The organism is Adlercreutzia agrestimuris (genome assembly GCF_943193125.1).
Taxonomy (GTDB): Bacteria; Actinomycetota; Coriobacteriia; order Coriobacteriales; family Eggerthellaceae; genus Xiamenia; species Xiamenia agrestimuris.
This window is the reverse complement of sequence record NZ_CALPCX010000001.1, coordinates 640007-656894: the sequence shown is the minus strand read 5'-3', so window position 1 is coordinate 656894 and position 16888 is coordinate 640007. Positions and strand designations below refer to the sequence as shown.

The window sequence follows — 16888 nt, the reverse complement described above, 5'->3', positions numbered from 1 at the left end:
GCTCGCGAAATAACGCATGCTCATTCAGGATTTGATGCCCATGCTACCACAGCTTCGCCAAAAGAAATGCAGCCATCGTTAGGTGGTAGCTCTCGATTGATTGCTACGGTAAATCCTGCCTGTTCAAGCGCCTCAAGCGAGTGCTCAATGAGATATCGGTTCATAAAGACACCACCCGAAAGCGCAACAAGCGAAATGTCATATACACTTCTTGCCAACTCTGCTGCCGTCACAATGGCCTGGACAAAAGCGTTATGGAAGCGTCGCGCTATCACAGGGAGCTCCACTCCTTGAGCCATATCATCAAGCAGCGCCTCAAAGCATGTTGCGGCATCAAAAAGCACCACCGAAGTATCTTGAGCAGTTGAATGTGCCGAAGCGGTGTTTTTAACCACTTGAATCTCGTAGATGCGTTCATCTGCTGCTTTAGTAAGTTTTGCGTCCTGGGCGGCATCTAGCGTCTCCATGCACGCTTCAAGCAAAATGGCGGGCTCACCCTCATAAGTTGGTTCAACACACACCCCCAAAAGCGCACTTGCCGCATCAAAAAGGCGTCCTACTGACGATGTCATGGGTGTATTGATGCCTCGCTCTATCATCTGATCGCAGATGGTGGCTTGCTCTCCAAGCAGCGCCAAGCTTGCTGCTGCTCCTTGATGTTCCAGCAGGTCAAACGCCCATAAGACGCCATATGCCATACGCAGCGGATGCTTGATGCACGCCGCACCACCCGGCATAGGAACATAAGCGAAATTGATGAAACGCTCATAAGCGCAACTGTTAGTAAGCAGCACTTCCCCGCCCCACAAAGCGCCATCAGGACCATAGCCTGTACCATCAAAAGCAATACCGCAAACCGGTCCGAACAAACCATGCTCACCTAATACTGCAGCAATGTGAGCTTGATGATGCTGCACAAAAACCACAGGTACATCTTGTTCACCCACCCACTTGCTGGTGAGATATTCAGGATGCAGGTCACACGCAATCACCTGCGGCGTTATGTCAAAGAGTTCCTCAAAGCGCGCCTTAGTAGCAAGCCACGCATCAAATGTTTCAGCGTTTTCAACATCTCCGATATGCTGCGAGACAAACGCTTCATTTTCGCGCGTGAGCGTCAAAGTATTTTTCTGTTCGGGTCCTGCTGCAAAAATAGAGGGAGGCGTTAACATCTCTTGCGTTTGCGTTTCTCGAAGAGACGAAGAGAGCGTAAGCGGCATAGGCGCATAACCGCGAGCTCGGCGCACAAACTGCACCGCATCTCCTGCACTTGCTGCACTAATGACGCGTACAACCGAATCGTCAAATCGGACGAGAATAGCGCGATCATTGCCAATAAACCCATCTGCTACCGCAAAGAGGTGTTCATAAGCTTGCTCATCATCGGTAACAATGGGCTCGTTGGAAATATTACCTGAAGTCATAACCAGAAGAGAACCGCCGCGCTCTTTGAAATCATGCAGGAGCAACTGTTGCAGCGGCGTATAGGGCAGCATCACACCAAGCTCTGGAAGCTTGTCTGCAAGCTGGGGAACAAAAGAAGCGTCAGGTCGTTTGCGAATCAAGACAATAGGCCGCTGCGCCGACTGCAGTATTTCGGCCTCTGCAGAATTGACCTGGCAATATTTGCGAACTTCATCAAGCGAAGGAGCCATAACAGCAAATGGCTTGCCCTCACGATGTTTGCGCTGGCGCAGCAATGCTACCGCCTCTGGGTTTTGAGCATCACACACTAAATGAAAGCCGCCAAGTCCCTTAACAGCCAAAATTTTGCCTGCAAAAAGCAAATCAAGTGCACAAGATATAATCTCATCGCTTTGCGCTCTATCAAGCCCCCACATAAGCGGCGTCAATGGAGCGGTTATATCGCCGTCTTCATGTGTACACCATGAAAGATGCGGTCCACATTCAAAACACGCATCAGGTTGTGCATGAAAACGTCTATCCAGCGGATCAGCATATTCGTGGGCGCAACGTTCGCATAATGCAAAGTCTTTCATGGACGTATGCTTGCGATCATAAGGGAGCCTATCAGTAATAGTAAAACGCGGCCCGCAATTAGTGCAGTTGATAAAGGGATACCGATAACGGCGATTATTTGGGTTGAAAAGCTCTTCTTCGCACTCTGAACACATTGCCAGATCAGGCGAAACAAGCGTGGTTTTGTCGGTAGCAGCCTCATCAGAAAAGCGAATCTCGAAGGTATCAAAGTCCTCAAGAGGAACTTCTTTGAGATCTATCTCTTCTACGCGCGAAGCAGCGGGAGCATTTTCAGAAAGCTCGATAACAAATTCATCCAGTAATTTGCTTTCACCTTCAGCATGAATGGATACGCCATCTACGCCATTCAATACCCAGCCCGTAATTAAAAAGCGCTTGCCAAGCCGGTAAACAAAAGGACGAAATCCAACACCTTGAACCACCCCTTTGACCTGGATGTCAAGCGCTTCTTTCATAACAGACTCCTATTCGCACAGCTCCTCGGCAGGAACAAAATCTTCAAGTTCTTCCAAAAGGTTGTTGATGATGACCGCAAGTGCACGCAGTGTCACACCCGAATTGTCGGGCAAATGGAGGTGAATGCAGCGGCGTCCGCGCGTAGCAAGCGTCTCAAAATCTCCAATTGCCTGCGCTTTAGCCAAATTACCCAAACTCTCCGCTTCGTTGCTCAGCGGAATATCTTTCAGTTCATCGGCCGACAAAATCAAAAAGACACCAATGTTTGGGCCACCCTTTTGCAGCTGACCCGTTGAATGCAAATAGCGCGGACCAACTTCCAAGCACGAAACCACACCGCGCTTCTCAGCAACACCGTGGCGAATTGATTCAAGCGCTTCACGCCTTCCTTCGCCCGTAAAGGGCAAAAACGCATTCAGAGCGAAATAGTCCCCGTGCTGTATGCTGCCTAACAGCGCCTTAAGAGCACCTGCGATAGTGGTTTGATCCGCAAAGTCAGCTGAGAGGCGCACCTCGGCATCGCCCATATTGATATGCCCAATGAAGTTTTCCGTAAAACTCGGATCAGGCTGCCCATTGCGCAAAATGTCAAGCACAACAGCTTTTGCAGAAGCCACGTCAGGTTGATCAAAGGGGCACACCTTCATGAGATAGCCGCACATGGCAATAGCGTATTCCCACAAAACAAAATGCTCTGCCAGCTCTTCTACCGAGTTGATCTTATAGTTTTGACGAGGAATTGCCGGATCAATATAGGACAAGCTCATCTCAAAATTGCGGCGCTCATCCCACAGGTCTGTCTTAGTCAGATACGTAATAACACTGCGATCACCGGGGTCTTCAGTAAGAAGCAATGTATCAACTTCAATGTTAGGAAGAATGCCTTGACCCTCTTTGCCCAGGCTCTCAGCAACCAGCTGTTCAATCCACAAACCCAGCACGCGGCCGCGCTTTTGAGTTAAGAACGAGAACTTATTGCGACCTTGGATGTAGTTGTCATACAAAAATGCCGCCAACACAATAGCGGGATTATCAATGGCGTCTTCAGAGCATTGGCGCTCAGCGTCAAGTGCGTGTTGCATAAACTCTTTCAAGTCAATGCCAACCAATGCTGCTGGAAGAAGTCCAAACACCGAAAGCGCCGAGAAGCGTCCACCTACGGTTGTTTCTCCAGAAAAAACTGCTGCCCAACCCTCTTCGCGTGCAATACGCTCTAAGTCTGAACCGGGGTCAGTAATGGCAACAAGGTGTTTTGTCAGTTCTTCAGGTGCCATCTTATTAGCCATAATATCGCGCACAGCTTGAAGCGCCATACGCGGTTCAATGGTGCCTCCGCTTTTAGAAGAGATGATGAAAAGCGTAGTATGCGGATCTATGCCCGCCAGCAAAGCGCGCATGCGTACGGGCGAATCTGAATCAAGCGTGCGAAACGCAATGCGCGACGAATCGGGCTTGTTGTATTTGGTGATAGTCATGGGCGCTTGAGTTGACCCACCCTGGCCAATCAACAAAACCGTCTTCAGCCCCTGAGCAATGATAGAGTCGGCAAACGCCTGAATTTGCTCAAGAGGAAAAGGCGGATTGCTGGCCAAGTCAGTCCAGCCCATGTATTCTTCTGCGCAAGCCATAGCTTGCTCGGAAAAGTCATAAAGCGATGCATCTTTTGCATGAATTCTACTTGCAACGCAGTCTTTTACCAGGGTCTTTGCAGACGGATAGAGTTTTTCCATGTCGCCTGAGAGCATGGCATCCTTCTTTCGTTACCGTGGGACTCCTCGCACCTTACGGTGCATGCAATAGTGCTATTCTAGCAAACCACACCAAAAGCAACTGTTGACACAGTGCTTTGTATGGTTAAGTTGTGAATGGAAGCTTATTCGTGCAGCTGAGACGTTGCATAGCCCTCGTCAATAATCGCATTGCACGTTTCGTCAAGCGTCTGCGCCGCCTCCTCGGCAGTGATCTTACCTGCAAGCAAGTCCGCAATGACTACGTGGAAATGTTCGCGAATGCCACGTATATCGGGGTTATCGCCAAAGATATTAATCACATTGACATAGTTATCCTCAAACATGTCAAATCCCTGAATTTCGTAACGATATTCTTGTGCGATTGATTGCGACGCAGGCAACGCCCCCGCTGCATAGGACATCAACTCCGGGCTGCTATAAACATACGACAAGAAATCCTTCGCAGCAGCCACACGCTCAGGATCTCCGTTGTCAAAAACCTCAAACCCTGAGGTAAATGTGGTGGCAATACCGCCATCTTCGCCCGGGAAATTAACCAACCCAACAGATGACCCATAGCGCTCATACGAAACATTATTGAGAAAATAGATTGCAAGCTGACCTTGTTTAAACAAACTTGAGCAATCATTGATATCAAGGTTTTGCGCATGGGGCGGGAACCATCCACGACCAACTCCCTGACGAATTTCTTCCAGCCCTGCCACACCTTCAGGTTCCGTCAAAATCATGTGCCCTGTTTCGTCATAGATCGAAGATCCTCGACTCCCCAACAGTGCCATGATATGGGTGTCTCCCTGGTCAGAATTTGCATACATCATCATGGGATAGACTTCTTCAGGAAGGTTCTCTGCAAGCGTGTCTAATACATAATCCCATTCATCGTGAGACCATGACTGAATTTCGTTTATAGAAACATACTCTTCCAACCCTGCTTGATTAAACAAATCCTTGTTGTAAGTCAAAACGTTTTGCCTTGTCAGATAAGGCATAGCATACACCCGACCATCAAAGGTTGACTCTTCCCATAAGTAGTCATAAATGTCTTCGCGAATGTCATCGGTGACAATGTCATCTAACGGCACAACCCGACCATCATGAATGAACGTGGTCATATTAAAGTAGTCGGCGTAGAGAATATCAACAGCGTCCTCACTGTCATAGCACTCAACGATATTGGACTCATAGCCGTCTTGCTCAAATGTCTTGACTTCAATGGTAACGTTTTTCTCAGGATGCTCCGCCATATAAGCATCAGCCATACGTTGTATAACCTGGTCAATAGTAGTAATAGTGCCATCACAAATTGCCGAATGTTTCGTGTCGGGAACTTTAATAATAAGAGTCATTCCTTCGTCTTGCGAAGATGATGTCTGCGCACATCCTACGCAAGCCGCAAGCGCAGCCACAAGCGCAACAACCAGAAAAGCACTCATTATGCGCAAACGCGTACCGAAACCATTTTTAGTATATGCAAGAGACATTCCTTCGCGTTTATTGCGCCGTGCTCTCTCCATGGCCTTCGCCCCCTTGTTTTTCATTTCGAACAGCCTGAAGTTTTTTCAGGGCAATGTCAACTTCAAGCGGTTTGGCTAAAAAGTCATCCATCCCGCATTGCAAAGCACGTTCTTTGTCCTCAGCAAATGTTGACGCCGTGCAGGCAAAAATACGAACGGTCTGAGCATCTTGTCGCGGTAATCCGCGAATTGCTTGCGCGCTCTCAAAGCCATCCATGACAGGCATTTGCGCGTCCATCAAGATAATATCAATTGAGTTTTCAGGTGACGCGGCAAATAATTCAAGTGCTTCTTTGCCGTTTGAAGCTACTAGTGTCTGGTATCCTTCTTCGCCCAAAATACTTGTGATAATTTCAGCATTGAGCTCATTGTCTTCTGCAACCAGTACCGTACAAGGGCAGCAAGCTTGAGTATCTTTTTCTTGGTTTGGCGCTTGCATATTTGCACAAGCACTTTCACCTTGTACCTCTGCGGTGTTATCAGTGTCTTCTTTTTCAGAAGGCGACTGGTCAATGTCGAGATTGAACATAATAGTAAAGCAACTTCCGCTTCCAAGATCGCTCTCTACGCTAATGCTGCCGCCCATTGACTCCATGAGCAGATGACTGATAGACATGCCCAATCCTGTACCCTTTTGACTCTCACTATTTTTGTTTCGCTCTTGCGTAAACGAATCAAAAATATGCTTCTGGAACTCAGGAGACATGCCGCACCCCGTGTCGGCAATACTAACCGTCACAATTGAGCGTGTCCCATCAGCCGATATTGCCTGCGATGCTCGCAAAGTGATATACCCTTCTTCGGGCGTGAATTTAATAGCATTTGAAAGCACATTCATGAGCACTTGAGCAATCCGAACTTCATCTCCAATAAGATGCGGATTTTTGATCCCCTCAATATCTCGTTTAAAGTTAATCCGCTTCTCGTTAAGTGGTTCGCGCTCCATAAGACAGAGATTCTCAATGAGCAGATTAAAGTTAAATGGCTCGTCGACCAGGTCAATCTTACCCGCCTGCAACTTCGACACATCCAAGATGTCATTTACTAACGAAAGTAAGTAATGCGCGGTCTTATCGAGTTTTTTAACATAACCAGCCATAGCTTCCGTATCGTCAATATGGCGCTCCATGAGATGGTTGAGCCCCACAATGCCATTAAGCGGAGTACGAATCTCATGGCTCATATTGGAGAGAAATTCCGCACGCGCAACTGCCTGCGCGTTTGCCAAGACTGATTGTTTCATTGAGCGATACAAAAGCACGAGCATTACAGCAACCATCACCAAAACCGCTGCAAGCATGCCCACCGTCATAGCAATAAACGGCGCGAAGCGCTCTTGGAAAACAGCTGCTGGCACGGTCATAATAAACGACCAATTCGTACCTTCAACAGGCGCAAAACTCATAACCAGCTCTTCGCCCGCCGCATTGACGCAATTGATCGTAAAGCTTTTTCCTTCGGAAATGTTCTGGCGGACGTCTTGAATGGTCACGCCTTCTTCTAATATGCCTTCTTCAAGCATGGCATAAAGATTATCTCGCCCTGCCAGGTCCGTGGCTGGCGAAGCACTCACAATATAGTAGCCCTTTTCGTTAACCACACTCGAGACGCCCCGACCGTCAAAACTCTCAATGAGTAGCTGATTTCTGATCGTTGATAAATCGGTTCTGCCAAGAATAGCCACAAACTCATACCCGTCAACAACAACGCTCTCATCAAGGCGAACGCCATATATCAGCGACTCTTTTGTAGTCTCTAGTTCGCCATTGACGTCATCATAGAGAATAGCGAACTGTTTGCCGTGATCCCGCACGATCTGGTCGTAGTTTTGCTCTTCCGGCCCAAATTGCACATATGTTGAGCTTATGAGCGTTCCGCCTCTCTCAAGCAAGTAGATCGCGTTGAACGTAGGAGAAGAGGCGGTTTCAAGGTTGAGCTGTTCTTGGAGCTGCGAAATGCTTTCGACATCATATACATCCAAACGCTCCACCACAGCATCAAGACGATCGTAGGTATCTTCAAGTGAACCTTCAATAGTTTGCACATCATGACGAGATATCTCATCAACCGAAGTCATAAGGTTGTCGTTAACCACCGAAGAAAGCTGTCCAATATAAACAGCAACAGCTAGTGCCACAAATGCAAGTGGTAGGGCAAAGACAATGGTGTATTTCTTAAAGGTCAAGCTCTATCCCCTTCTCGAGCTCGCAGGATCTTGTTTCATCACTTAATTAGAAGGGCACCCCATCGCTTGAGGCGCCCTTCTAATTAAGTGATGAAACAAGATATTCTACAAGCCCAAAGCTTTTTTCAGAGCTGACACACGGCGACGTGATACCGGAATCTTCTCTTCAACACCATTGAGCGTCAATAGCAGCGTGCCACCAGACACAGATTCAATCTCTTCCACCATGGAAAGATTGACCAAGTAGCCACGATGAACACGGAAGAATCCATGTCCGTCAAGACGCTTTTCTAGCTGAGCAAGACTTACTGTTGAGAAATACCTGTCTGTATCAGTCTGCAGGTAAGCATAATCATCACGCGCCATGACAAAGCGAATCTTGTCAATGCCGATCAAAATTTTCTTGCCGCCTTTTTCAACCGGAATACGCTCAGACTTTTGTGCCTGAACATGAAGCGCTACATGTTCACGAACGCGTGCGATGGCTTGCGCCAAACGCTCAGTCTCAACTGGTTTCACCAGATAGTCAATTGCATTAACCTTAAAAGCGTCCAAGGCATGTTCGCTATAAGCGGTTACAAACACAACAGCTGGCGGAAACTTAAGGTGCTGCATAGCATCTGCAAGTTGTAGGCCCGTAGCCTCAGGCATATTGACGTCCAAAAACATTACGTCGCAAGGATATTCCTTGAGCTTTTCAATAGCCTCGCGCACGCTTGCCGCCTCAGCAACCACCTCAGTTTGACCTACTTCATCAAGAAGAAATCGAAGTTCGGAACGTGCAGGAGCCTCGTCGTCGACGATAATTGCTTTCAACATGAAAACCTCCTCACGCATGACGTGTTTTAAATGTCTGTCTCTCAAATCCTACAGAAAGATTATACGATATGCCTGACCATGTCGCAGAAAAAGCAGATCTGGCGTCTCTGCAGATGACGGCGTAGGCATGCGGCGAAATACAATCTTTGCTCGTAAGGCACTATTTAACCCTATAACGCGGTTTTCTTCAACGGGATACGGGTAAACATTTCGCGATTTTATGCTTCATCTGTCACATTTGGGGCATTGATAATTCCCTCACAAAAAAGTACGCCCCGATGGCATAGGGCATCGGGGCGTCGTGCGTTATGCAAGCGTGCGGGGGTAGCACGCCACACCGCGAATAGACAGCTTACAGATCAAGCTTCATGAGTTTATCAAGCGTGAGAACATAAATGCGGAATGCTTCCTTGAGGAGATCCTCGCTTATGCCCTCATCAGGACCATGCATACCACCAACCCATTCAGGCATTTCAATCCAAGGCATTTCAGGTCCAAAACTTGCTCCAGAAGTGAATTCACGTGCATACGTGCCACCGCCAATAGTAAACGGCTTTGCATTTTGACCCGTTGCTTCGTTATAAGCACTCAATAACGCCTGAATAACCGGGCTATCAGGAGAAACTAAAAACGGTGGCAGCAGCATAGTGTTTTCCACACTGGCGCCCACCTTGTCCGCCTGCTCGCTTAAAATAGCCTGGATTTCTTCACCCGTGATTGAAGTAGGATAACGACTATCTACCGTTTGAACAAAGCAATCATTTTCGGTTGCCACCGTACCACCAATAATGGTCAGCGGACCAAAATCCTTGTCTGCGGTCTTAAGACCTACCCCGCTACCATCAGTGTTATCAAGCAAAGCCTTCTCAAACTTAAACCAGTCTTGCTCTTTTTTCGTACCAATGTTGTTTTCTAATAGGTAGTCAATAATGAGCGCTATAGCATTTACACCCGTTTCAGGCATAGACGCATGCGCGCTTTTTCCTGTTGCGAAAAGTCGAACGCGATCTTCATCAATACGTTCTACTGCGACTTTATCGGTGCTCTTCAGGTCATCAGTATTGATCAGAATAGTTGCTTCAGCCTCACCGGGAACTGCATTGGTGGCGGCTCCGCCAATCATTTCAATGACCACGCGATCGGGCATTGGCTCTGAAGTGATGGTGCCGTTGTAACCACCTTTTTCGCCATAACAAACGGGGAATTCTGCATCAGGCGTAAACAAAAAAGCTGGATCAGCATATCGTTCGCGATAATATTCAACGTCGCGAAGATCGGTCTCTTCGTTTGCGCCAAACAAGAATCGGATGGTATAAGGTAGCTCTTCGCCCTGGTCTTTCCAGAATTTCATGGCGTGCATTGCAATGACAACTGGGCCTTTGTCATCGAGCGTGCCACGACCAATGAGATATCCATCTTTTTCAGTTACCTCAAATGGTGGAAATGTCCAACCTGGTCCTGCGGGGACTACGTCCATGTGGCCAATTATGCCAATTTGAGTCTCACTCTTACCAGGAAAATCAGCATATCCTATAAAGCCATCAACGTTTGTTGCTTCAAAACCCATATCTGAAGCAATACTCAAAGCCTTATCAAGAGCTGCTGCCGGTCCTGGTCCAAAAGGCTGACCGGGAGATGCCAGTTCGGGTTCTTCAAAACTGGGAATTTCAACCAACGTGCGAATATCATCAACAATTGAATCCCAGTTCTTGTTGAGGTATTCGTCAATTTTGGCAGTTAGTTCTGTTTGCTGCATAGGGATCACCTACAATTTTTAGCTGCGATGTGTAATGGATGTTGGAGCGGTTTTTCAAAAACGAGCTTAATAGCTCCCTTACGATAGACGCTCCCTAATAAACCATTATGAAACCTCTTAGTAATGAATGCTAATTCGGTCATCATTTTGTTTTATTCCTGATGACTCTATCTTATTGCATGCTCTATCTATCTATTTATTAGTTCTTCTATCATATATTACTAGTTTACTGCTATTTATCGTCTTTTTATAGTGTTTCACGTCACAATTTAGTTTCTTGTAACTTTCTTCTCGACGTAGCCCCTTCTATCCGCTATACTTCTCATTTGCGCCCGGGTGGTGGAACGGCAGACACGTCGGTCTCAAAAACCGATGCCGCAAGGTGTGCGGGTTCAAATCCCGCCCCGGGCACCATTTATAAGCTCTTTGGCTCATATGCCGCTCACAATAAACCTGAAAGCAGCCCGAAGGCTGCTTTTTTATTGCAGGTTTTCTTCCTTATCCCCCGCGGCTATTCCTACCACGACACCGACCAGTCGCCAGAAGATTCAACAAGCAGCATTGCATATGATTTGTTCGGCACGCTGCCCGAATACGACCCAATTTCATTTACCAGCAAATCAATTCTACCTGTTGAAAGCGAAACTCCTCGCACAACAAAATTGTGTTCGCCAGAATAGGTGATATTGAGCTTCTTTGCGTCTTGTGGCGGCAAAAACACCACGTCATCTCCGCTTAACGTTGCACCATTTTCGATAAAAGATGCCGATTCAATTGGCTGAAAATCAATATCCCAGTTTCCGCTTGAATTAATTTCAAGGTAATACGGGTTCTTGTTGTTCTTTGTCAGCATAAGCTGCGTGCCGTGATAGTCGCCGATAGTGTTCACTATAAGGTCAATTGAATCCAGAGACTCGGTCAAAGACTTAACGACAAAGTTTGAAGGGCCAGTGTAGGTTATGGTTAGCAAAGACAAGGTTGACGAAGGAATCTCAATCATGTCGTCGCCACTTCCAGAAATGCGCACCGGCTGCTCTTTCATAACAAGCTCATCAATTGCATTTTGAAGCCAGGTTGTTTTCTGTTCTACTTCTGTAACGGTTGGGCTTTCAGAATCAAGCGTTTCTTGCGCCGACTCAATTCTTTCTTCGAGTTTATCAACACCCTCTTTATAAAGCGACGTATCAATTGCCTTCGCTTCATCAAGCAAGGCAGACAATTCTGTCATATCGGGTTCTGCCAAAACGATACCTTCAAGGGCCTTTTGCAAGTTTGCTGCTGCCTCATCTACTTGCTCTTGCGTTACCTCTTTGCTCACACTTACTTCTTTTGCCTCATTAAGGGCACTCGTCAGTTCCTGGATTGATTCGGGTGTATAGTTTTCTGTCTTTACTTTTTTTGCCTCTTCAATCAGACTGGCCAGTTCTGTCTTGCTGATGCTCGTTTTCGGCGATTCCTGGCTTGCTCCGGTTTGAGCAAGATGTGCTGTTTCAGAACTTGAGCTGCACCCGGGCAACCCAACGAGTGCACCCGAAATGAGCACCGACACAAATAGTGCCCCCCATGCTTTTCTTTTCATTACCTTCCCCTTTATCCTCAAGGTTGTCCGCTCTGCAGTGCATTGTTGCAAAAAGAAACTTCTTGGTTTGTCCCAACTATGAGACAGACCAAAGGGATTCTTCTGCGCGAATGCTTGCGAATGAGTTCGGTAATGCTTGACGATATGTGTTACCAAACGAAAGGACCCAGCAAAATATGCTGGGTCCTTATCGTATTTGTAACAGTATGCGCTCTCTGAGAAATTGCATCAGAGAGGCACACCGCCCTCGTTGGATTCATGCAAGATCCGAAGAAATGCGGTGCGCACAAGCGCTAAAACGGTTTAGAGAGCGAAGTCCTTCTTGCCCTCGAAAACCTCAAGCGCATCAGCAATCGAGTAATCAGCAAGGGTAATTGCGCTAATTGCCTTGGTCAGACGAACAGCTTCATCAAGTGAGCGCTGATGGATGTTACGACCGGTAGCATTACCACAAGCACCACCGACATGGATCTGATCATAAAGCTGCGTCAGGAAGGTCTCAGCGTCAACCGTTGAGCCACCAGCGCATACCAAGCCAGTGCGACCCGCAGCCATAGCAGCAATCTTGAGTGCCTCAGCAGGGCTGCGATGATCTTCACCCTCAGGCTTCGGCGGATTTACCTTTACGAAGTCTGCACCCAAGCACAGTGCAACACCAGCGGCACCAGCAATCAAATCAGGATCTTTCTCTGCCGTAACTGCTTTGCCGCGCGGATAGATCCACAAAACTACCAACAGACCATTTGCGTGAGCCTGTGCAATCAGCTCGCCCGCTTCTGCCATCATGGTTGACTCATACTCGCTACCCAGATAAATGGTGTAGCCCAAACCAACGATGTTCACGCCAGCTTCACGCATAGCCAAAACGGCATCCAAATCATAGAGTTGCGGAGAATATGGATCATCCTGCTTGGTACCAACCAGGTTGGTCTTTGAATTCATTTTAACCAAGTAGTTGATCTCGGGATAATCCTTTGCATACTGGGCAATCAGACCACGCTGACCAGCAAGTACGCCAATAACGCCCTGCTTGCCAATCTCAAAAAGATGCTGAGGCTCAGCGTCGGCGATATCAATGCCTTCGCCGTAGAAGTCTTTGTTCATGTGCTCAACTTTTTGATCACATGCAAACAACATGAGGCGACCCGTACCACGCGTGGCCTTCATATAGTTGTCAACGTACAGATCTTCTGTCTCCGGCATCACGTCAGCCGGAACACGCACCTGATCACGAGTGATTTTGGGCATTATTCCTCCTTAAGGAAAGCTCTACACAAGACCATACCATCCTTGGTCTTTATGCCGCGGTCTTTATGCCGCATTGATCTTTAGGTATTCTATCGAAAAACTCAGAGACGGCACCACTATTCATGGAAAAACCCGAGGAGCGCATGCTAACTGGCGCCTTAAAACCATTCTTTCTTGTGCACGACATACGTTTGCTCAAAGTCATACTGGCTTTTGCTGAGATAGATAATGCCCTCAATCACGCCAACGAGCATCATGACCCCACTAGCGAACGTCAACGTCAAAAGCCCTCCAACAACAGAGACGCACAGCATAATGACGCCCGCTGTGTTATATCCCAAATAAAACTTATGAACACCAAAGCACCCGAGAAAAATTGCAAGCAGACCAGCAACAATGTGATCTTTGGTAACTGGCGCTGATTGCGGCGGCATGCCTCCGTATGTTGACGAAGAAGGCTGATAATATGGCTGTCCGCTCTGAGGAATTGATTGCGACGATTGACCTGGCTGTGCCTGCTGATAAGGCTGATACCCCACAGGCGCAACATAATAAGACTGCTGCGTTGCCGAATAGTAGGTGGGAGCAGACGGCCGCGTAGGAACAGGTGGCGTAGCATCCGGAGCGGCTGTTTGAGCAGGTGGCGCAGCGGCTGAGACAGGCGGCTGCACGGAGGCTGCTGGCGTGGTCTGAGCGGCTGTCTGCTTAGCCGCATTGAGGCGTTGCTGAGCTTGTTCTAGTTGTACTTGCGCATCACGTACCGCCTGCTCAAGCGAAGCTATATCCGGCATATGTTGTTCAGCCATACGCTACCTCCTCCCCAACAAACTTAATGATTCTTGCGTTTGATATGCTGATCCAAAAAACTCATGATCTTATCGCGGAAGATAATGCCCAAAAGAGCAATAACTGCCGCTACTGAAAAGATCACAATGCTCTCAATGATTCGCCCCCCTACCAGGCCATCTGCCGCATAGGTGGATACGATAATACCCGGAATACGCGCAACGTTCGACAGTACAACAAACGTTTTCATCCGCATGTCAGTTAGGGGAACCAAATAGGTAAAGACGTCTTTAGGCAAACCCGGAATCAAGAAAAGCACAAAGACGATGATATTGAGCTTGCCCGAAGCTTCAAACTTACGAAACTTCTCCAGCTGATTAGTTGGCACCATATTCTGCACAAAAGGCGCCCCGAGTTTATGCACAAGCACAAAAATAAATGCACTTGAGATAACGCAACCTAGCAAGATGATAGCGCCACCCAGCCACGGACCATACAGCATACCCGCGGCAAGCTGCACCACTTCGCCAGGAATAAAAGCAACAACGATCTGCAAAAACTGCAGCCCAAGCAAAATAAGAGCACCAACCGGGCCTGCACCGCGCACCTCGGCAATAACTCGGTCAATTCCGCCGGGCTCAAACAGCTCCTGCATATAAGGCCACAACAAAAAACAAACAAGAGCCATCAGTGCGAAAAAGACTATCAGCCCTACGAATTTAAAGATGTCCCCGCGCTCCATGGGGTGTCCATGTACGCTAACCTCTTCGTTCGCTTTTTGTTTGAACTCCTGCTTATAAGCATGGTTCTTTTTGCGAAGAGATGACTGATGAGACTCATCATAAGAGTCTTTTTGTTGGTGGTTTTCGGTCTTGTTGCTCACGTGCTCAAGCGGAAAATCCGCATTCCTCTCTGCATTGGTACTCTTTAAGTGAACGAGCAAATAACAGGTACGGTGTTCCAGCTGGTTTATTCCCCGCGATTTGCTTTGTCGAACTCTTCTTTAAATGCTGCAAACATATTGTCGGGCTCTTTTTTCTTTGGAGCCTTTTTTGCAGATGAAGCTCTCGTGGTAGTCTTTTTTGCAGACGAAGAGCTTGTCGTAGATTTTTTGGTCGTGCTTTTGGAAGACGTTTTTGCAGGCGTCTTTGATGAAGACGATTTTGCAGGTGCTTTAGTAGTTGAAGGTTTCGCACCACGCGCTTTGTCGTATTCCTCTTTGAACTCCGAAAACATGCCTTTTGATCGAGCAATTTGCTTGCCCGTTGCATAGGCGCCCTTATTGACAGCTTCTCCGGTCTTCTTAGCGGCATTTTTCACAACCGGCTTGGCAGCATCTACCGTAGTCTGCACTTTATCAACGGCAACCGCGGTAGCCTTACCGGCTGCCTCAGCAACGCCACCCTCAGCTGTGAGGTTTTTCACCTCATCAGAAACGAGAATGGCACCAAGCTCAGCCTCTTCAACTTCTTGTCCAGCCTGGTTAGTCTGCGCAATTGCCACGCCCATACCACGACGGAAACCCCTGATATACTCAGCAGGAATCACGCGCTTGCCCAAAAGCGCATTTGCTGTTGCACCACCGTCGGTTTCAAACGAAACAACTTCACCGCTAAAACGATTAAAAGTTACATCACCAACAACACCAAATTTCGTTCCATCCTCACACATGACTGGCAAACCCAGCCACAAGACGCATTCATCCCAATCAACACCAAGCGCTTTGCAAGCCCCACGATCTGTAGCACTTGGTTCATTGCGCACCACCACACGACCATCTTCCAGGTCATATCCTTCAATTGAAACGAACATGTCTTTGCGATGAAACATCAACAAAAAGTCAGGACGCTTAACAACAAACCCTACACACCTACGCTGACCTGGCGCAAAAACAAAGTTGCGAATCTTGCCAATACGCTTCGTAGAATTTTTCCCACCCAGAACTCGAACACCGGTCAGCTCCTTGGTGCTGATGAGTTTGCTGGTTGCCATAACGTCCCTCTTTTCTTGCTGCAGCACAATCATGTCTTGGATGCGAAAAAGATCCTAGTCATTTCCCATCCACTGACATAATATCTGTATTCTTATCCTAAAAGAAGCAACGCAGCCAGCACCTTGCGGTTACCTGACTGCGTCACTATTCCACAGATCTTAACGATTTATGACGAATTACTTATCAGCCTTGTCAGCTGCATCAGAGAAATCTTTTGCAGCGTTCTCAACAGCGTCAGTTACTTTTTCAGCTGCTTCAGAAACTGCCTCGCTTGCAACCGGAATGGCATCCTCGGCAGCATCTTTTGCCTCTTCAGCGTTCTTTACCGCTTGTGAAGCAATGCGCTGACGAGCTGCGTTGATCTTGTCACGAAGTTCGTCGTTCTTCTGAGCGAAAGCCGGCTTTACGTTGTCAGCAACTTCTTGCACGCGGTCTGCTGCCTGGCTGTAGATTTCCTGGCCACGCGCCTGTGCGTCCTGTGCGAACTGCTGCGCGTGAGTTGCAACCTCTGAGGCTGCCTGCTGCACATTTGCTGAAGCCTGAGCGCCAAACTGCTGAGCTTCACCCCATGCATCGTTCATCTTCTCTGTAACCAGTGCACGCGTTTCCTGACCTGAGCGAGGAGCATACAGCAATGCAATAACTGCACCAGCTAAACCACCCGCAAGAAAGACTCCAAGTTTGTTGCTCATGGCAACCTCCTTAAAAGCATTGTTGGCTCGATTACCGATTCGCCTATTATACGTCGTTAAAGATGAGTGAATCTCAAAACAACTTAAAACAACAAATCAGTTGCTATT

The 16888-nt window shown here is 47.7% G+C and carries 12 protein-coding genes and 1 tRNA gene; 1 reads left to right on the top strand and 12 read right to left on the bottom strand.

Going from position 1 to position 16888, the window contains the following annotated elements; translation table 11 throughout:
• Positions 1 to 20: 20 nt before the first annotated feature.
• The 6 genes from hypF to NFR28_RS02505 form a co-directional block, all read right to left on the bottom strand.
• Complete coding sequence (gene hypF, locus NFR28_RS02530) at positions 21 to 2456, bottom strand: carbamoyltransferase HypF (protein ID WP_251178257.1); 2436 nt, start codon at positions 2454 to 2456, stop codon at positions 21 to 23.
• Positions 2457 to 2465: 9 nt separating this feature from the next.
• On the bottom strand, positions 2466 to 4202 hold the full coding sequence (locus NFR28_RS02525) for a glucose-6-phosphate isomerase (protein ID WP_251178256.1): 1737 nt from the start codon (positions 4200 to 4202) through the stop codon (positions 2466 to 2468).
• Between the two features lie 128 nt (positions 4203 to 4330).
• Positions 4331 to 5722: an ABC transporter substrate-binding protein gene (locus NFR28_RS02520; protein ID WP_251178255.1), complete on the bottom strand. Its 1392-nt coding sequence runs from the start codon at positions 5720 to 5722 to the stop codon at positions 4331 to 4333.
• A complete protein-coding gene (locus NFR28_RS02515; protein ID WP_251178254.1) occupies positions 5700 to 7907 on the bottom strand; it encodes a hybrid sensor histidine kinase/response regulator in 2208 nt (735 codons plus the stop codon). The genes NFR28_RS02520 and NFR28_RS02515 overlap by 23 nt, the downstream gene beginning before the upstream one ends.
• 105 nt (positions 7908 to 8012) lie before the next feature.
• Entirely contained in the window at positions 8013 to 8726 is a 714-nt protein-coding gene (locus NFR28_RS02510; RefSeq protein WP_251178253.1) for a LytR/AlgR family response regulator transcription factor, read from the bottom strand.
• A gap of 352 nt (positions 8727 to 9078) precedes the next feature.
• Positions 9079 to 10482, bottom strand: coding sequence for a Sapep family Mn(2+)-dependent dipeptidase (locus tag NFR28_RS02505; protein ID WP_251178252.1), 1404 nt, complete (start codon positions 10480 to 10482; stop codon positions 9079 to 9081).
• A gap of 330 nt (positions 10483 to 10812) precedes the next feature.
• Between NFR28_RS02505 and NFR28_RS02500 the strand changes: the two genes are divergently transcribed.
• Positions 10813 to 10896: transfer RNA gene (locus tag NFR28_RS02500), tRNA-Leu, on the top strand.
• 103 nt (positions 10897 to 10999) lie between these two features.
• On the opposite strand, the gene NFR28_RS02495 is transcribed toward NFR28_RS02500, so the two are convergent.
• The 6 genes from NFR28_RS02495 to NFR28_RS02470 all read right to left on the bottom strand — a co-directional run bounded on the left by NFR28_RS02495 (position 11000) and on the right by NFR28_RS02470 (position 16780).
• The gene (locus NFR28_RS02495) at positions 11000 to 12061 is read right to left on the bottom strand and encodes an FIVAR domain-containing protein (RefSeq protein ID WP_251178251.1); all 1062 of its coding nucleotides are present in this window, start codon (positions 12059 to 12061) and stop codon (positions 11000 to 11002) included.
• Positions 12062 to 12364: 303 nt separating this feature from the next.
• On the bottom strand, positions 12365 to 13309 hold the full coding sequence (locus NFR28_RS02490; protein ID WP_251178250.1) for a beta/alpha barrel domain-containing protein: 945 nt from the start codon (positions 13307 to 13309) through the stop codon (positions 12365 to 12367).
• A gap of 158 nt (positions 13310 to 13467) precedes the next feature.
• Complete coding sequence (locus NFR28_RS02485) at positions 13468 to 14115, bottom strand: TM2 domain-containing protein (protein WP_251178249.1); 648 nt, start codon at positions 14113 to 14115, stop codon at positions 13468 to 13470.
• A gap of 23 nt (positions 14116 to 14138) precedes the next feature.
• Positions 14139 to 14978 carry a TVP38/TMEM64 family protein gene (locus tag NFR28_RS02480; RefSeq protein ID WP_251178248.1) on the bottom strand — a complete coding sequence of 280 codons (840 nt, stop codon included), beginning with the start codon at positions 14976 to 14978 and terminating at the stop codon, positions 14139 to 14141.
• A gap of 86 nt (positions 14979 to 15064) precedes the next feature.
• On the bottom strand, positions 15065 to 16087 hold the full coding sequence (locus tag NFR28_RS02475) for a PRC-barrel domain-containing protein (protein ID WP_251178247.1): 1023 nt from the start codon (positions 16085 to 16087) through the stop codon (positions 15065 to 15067).
• 177 nt (positions 16088 to 16264) lie between these two features.
• On the bottom strand, positions 16265 to 16780 hold the full coding sequence (locus NFR28_RS02470; RefSeq protein ID WP_251178246.1) for a YtxH domain-containing protein: 516 nt from the start codon (positions 16778 to 16780) through the stop codon (positions 16265 to 16267).
• Between the last annotated feature and the right edge of the window lie 108 nt (positions 16781 to 16888).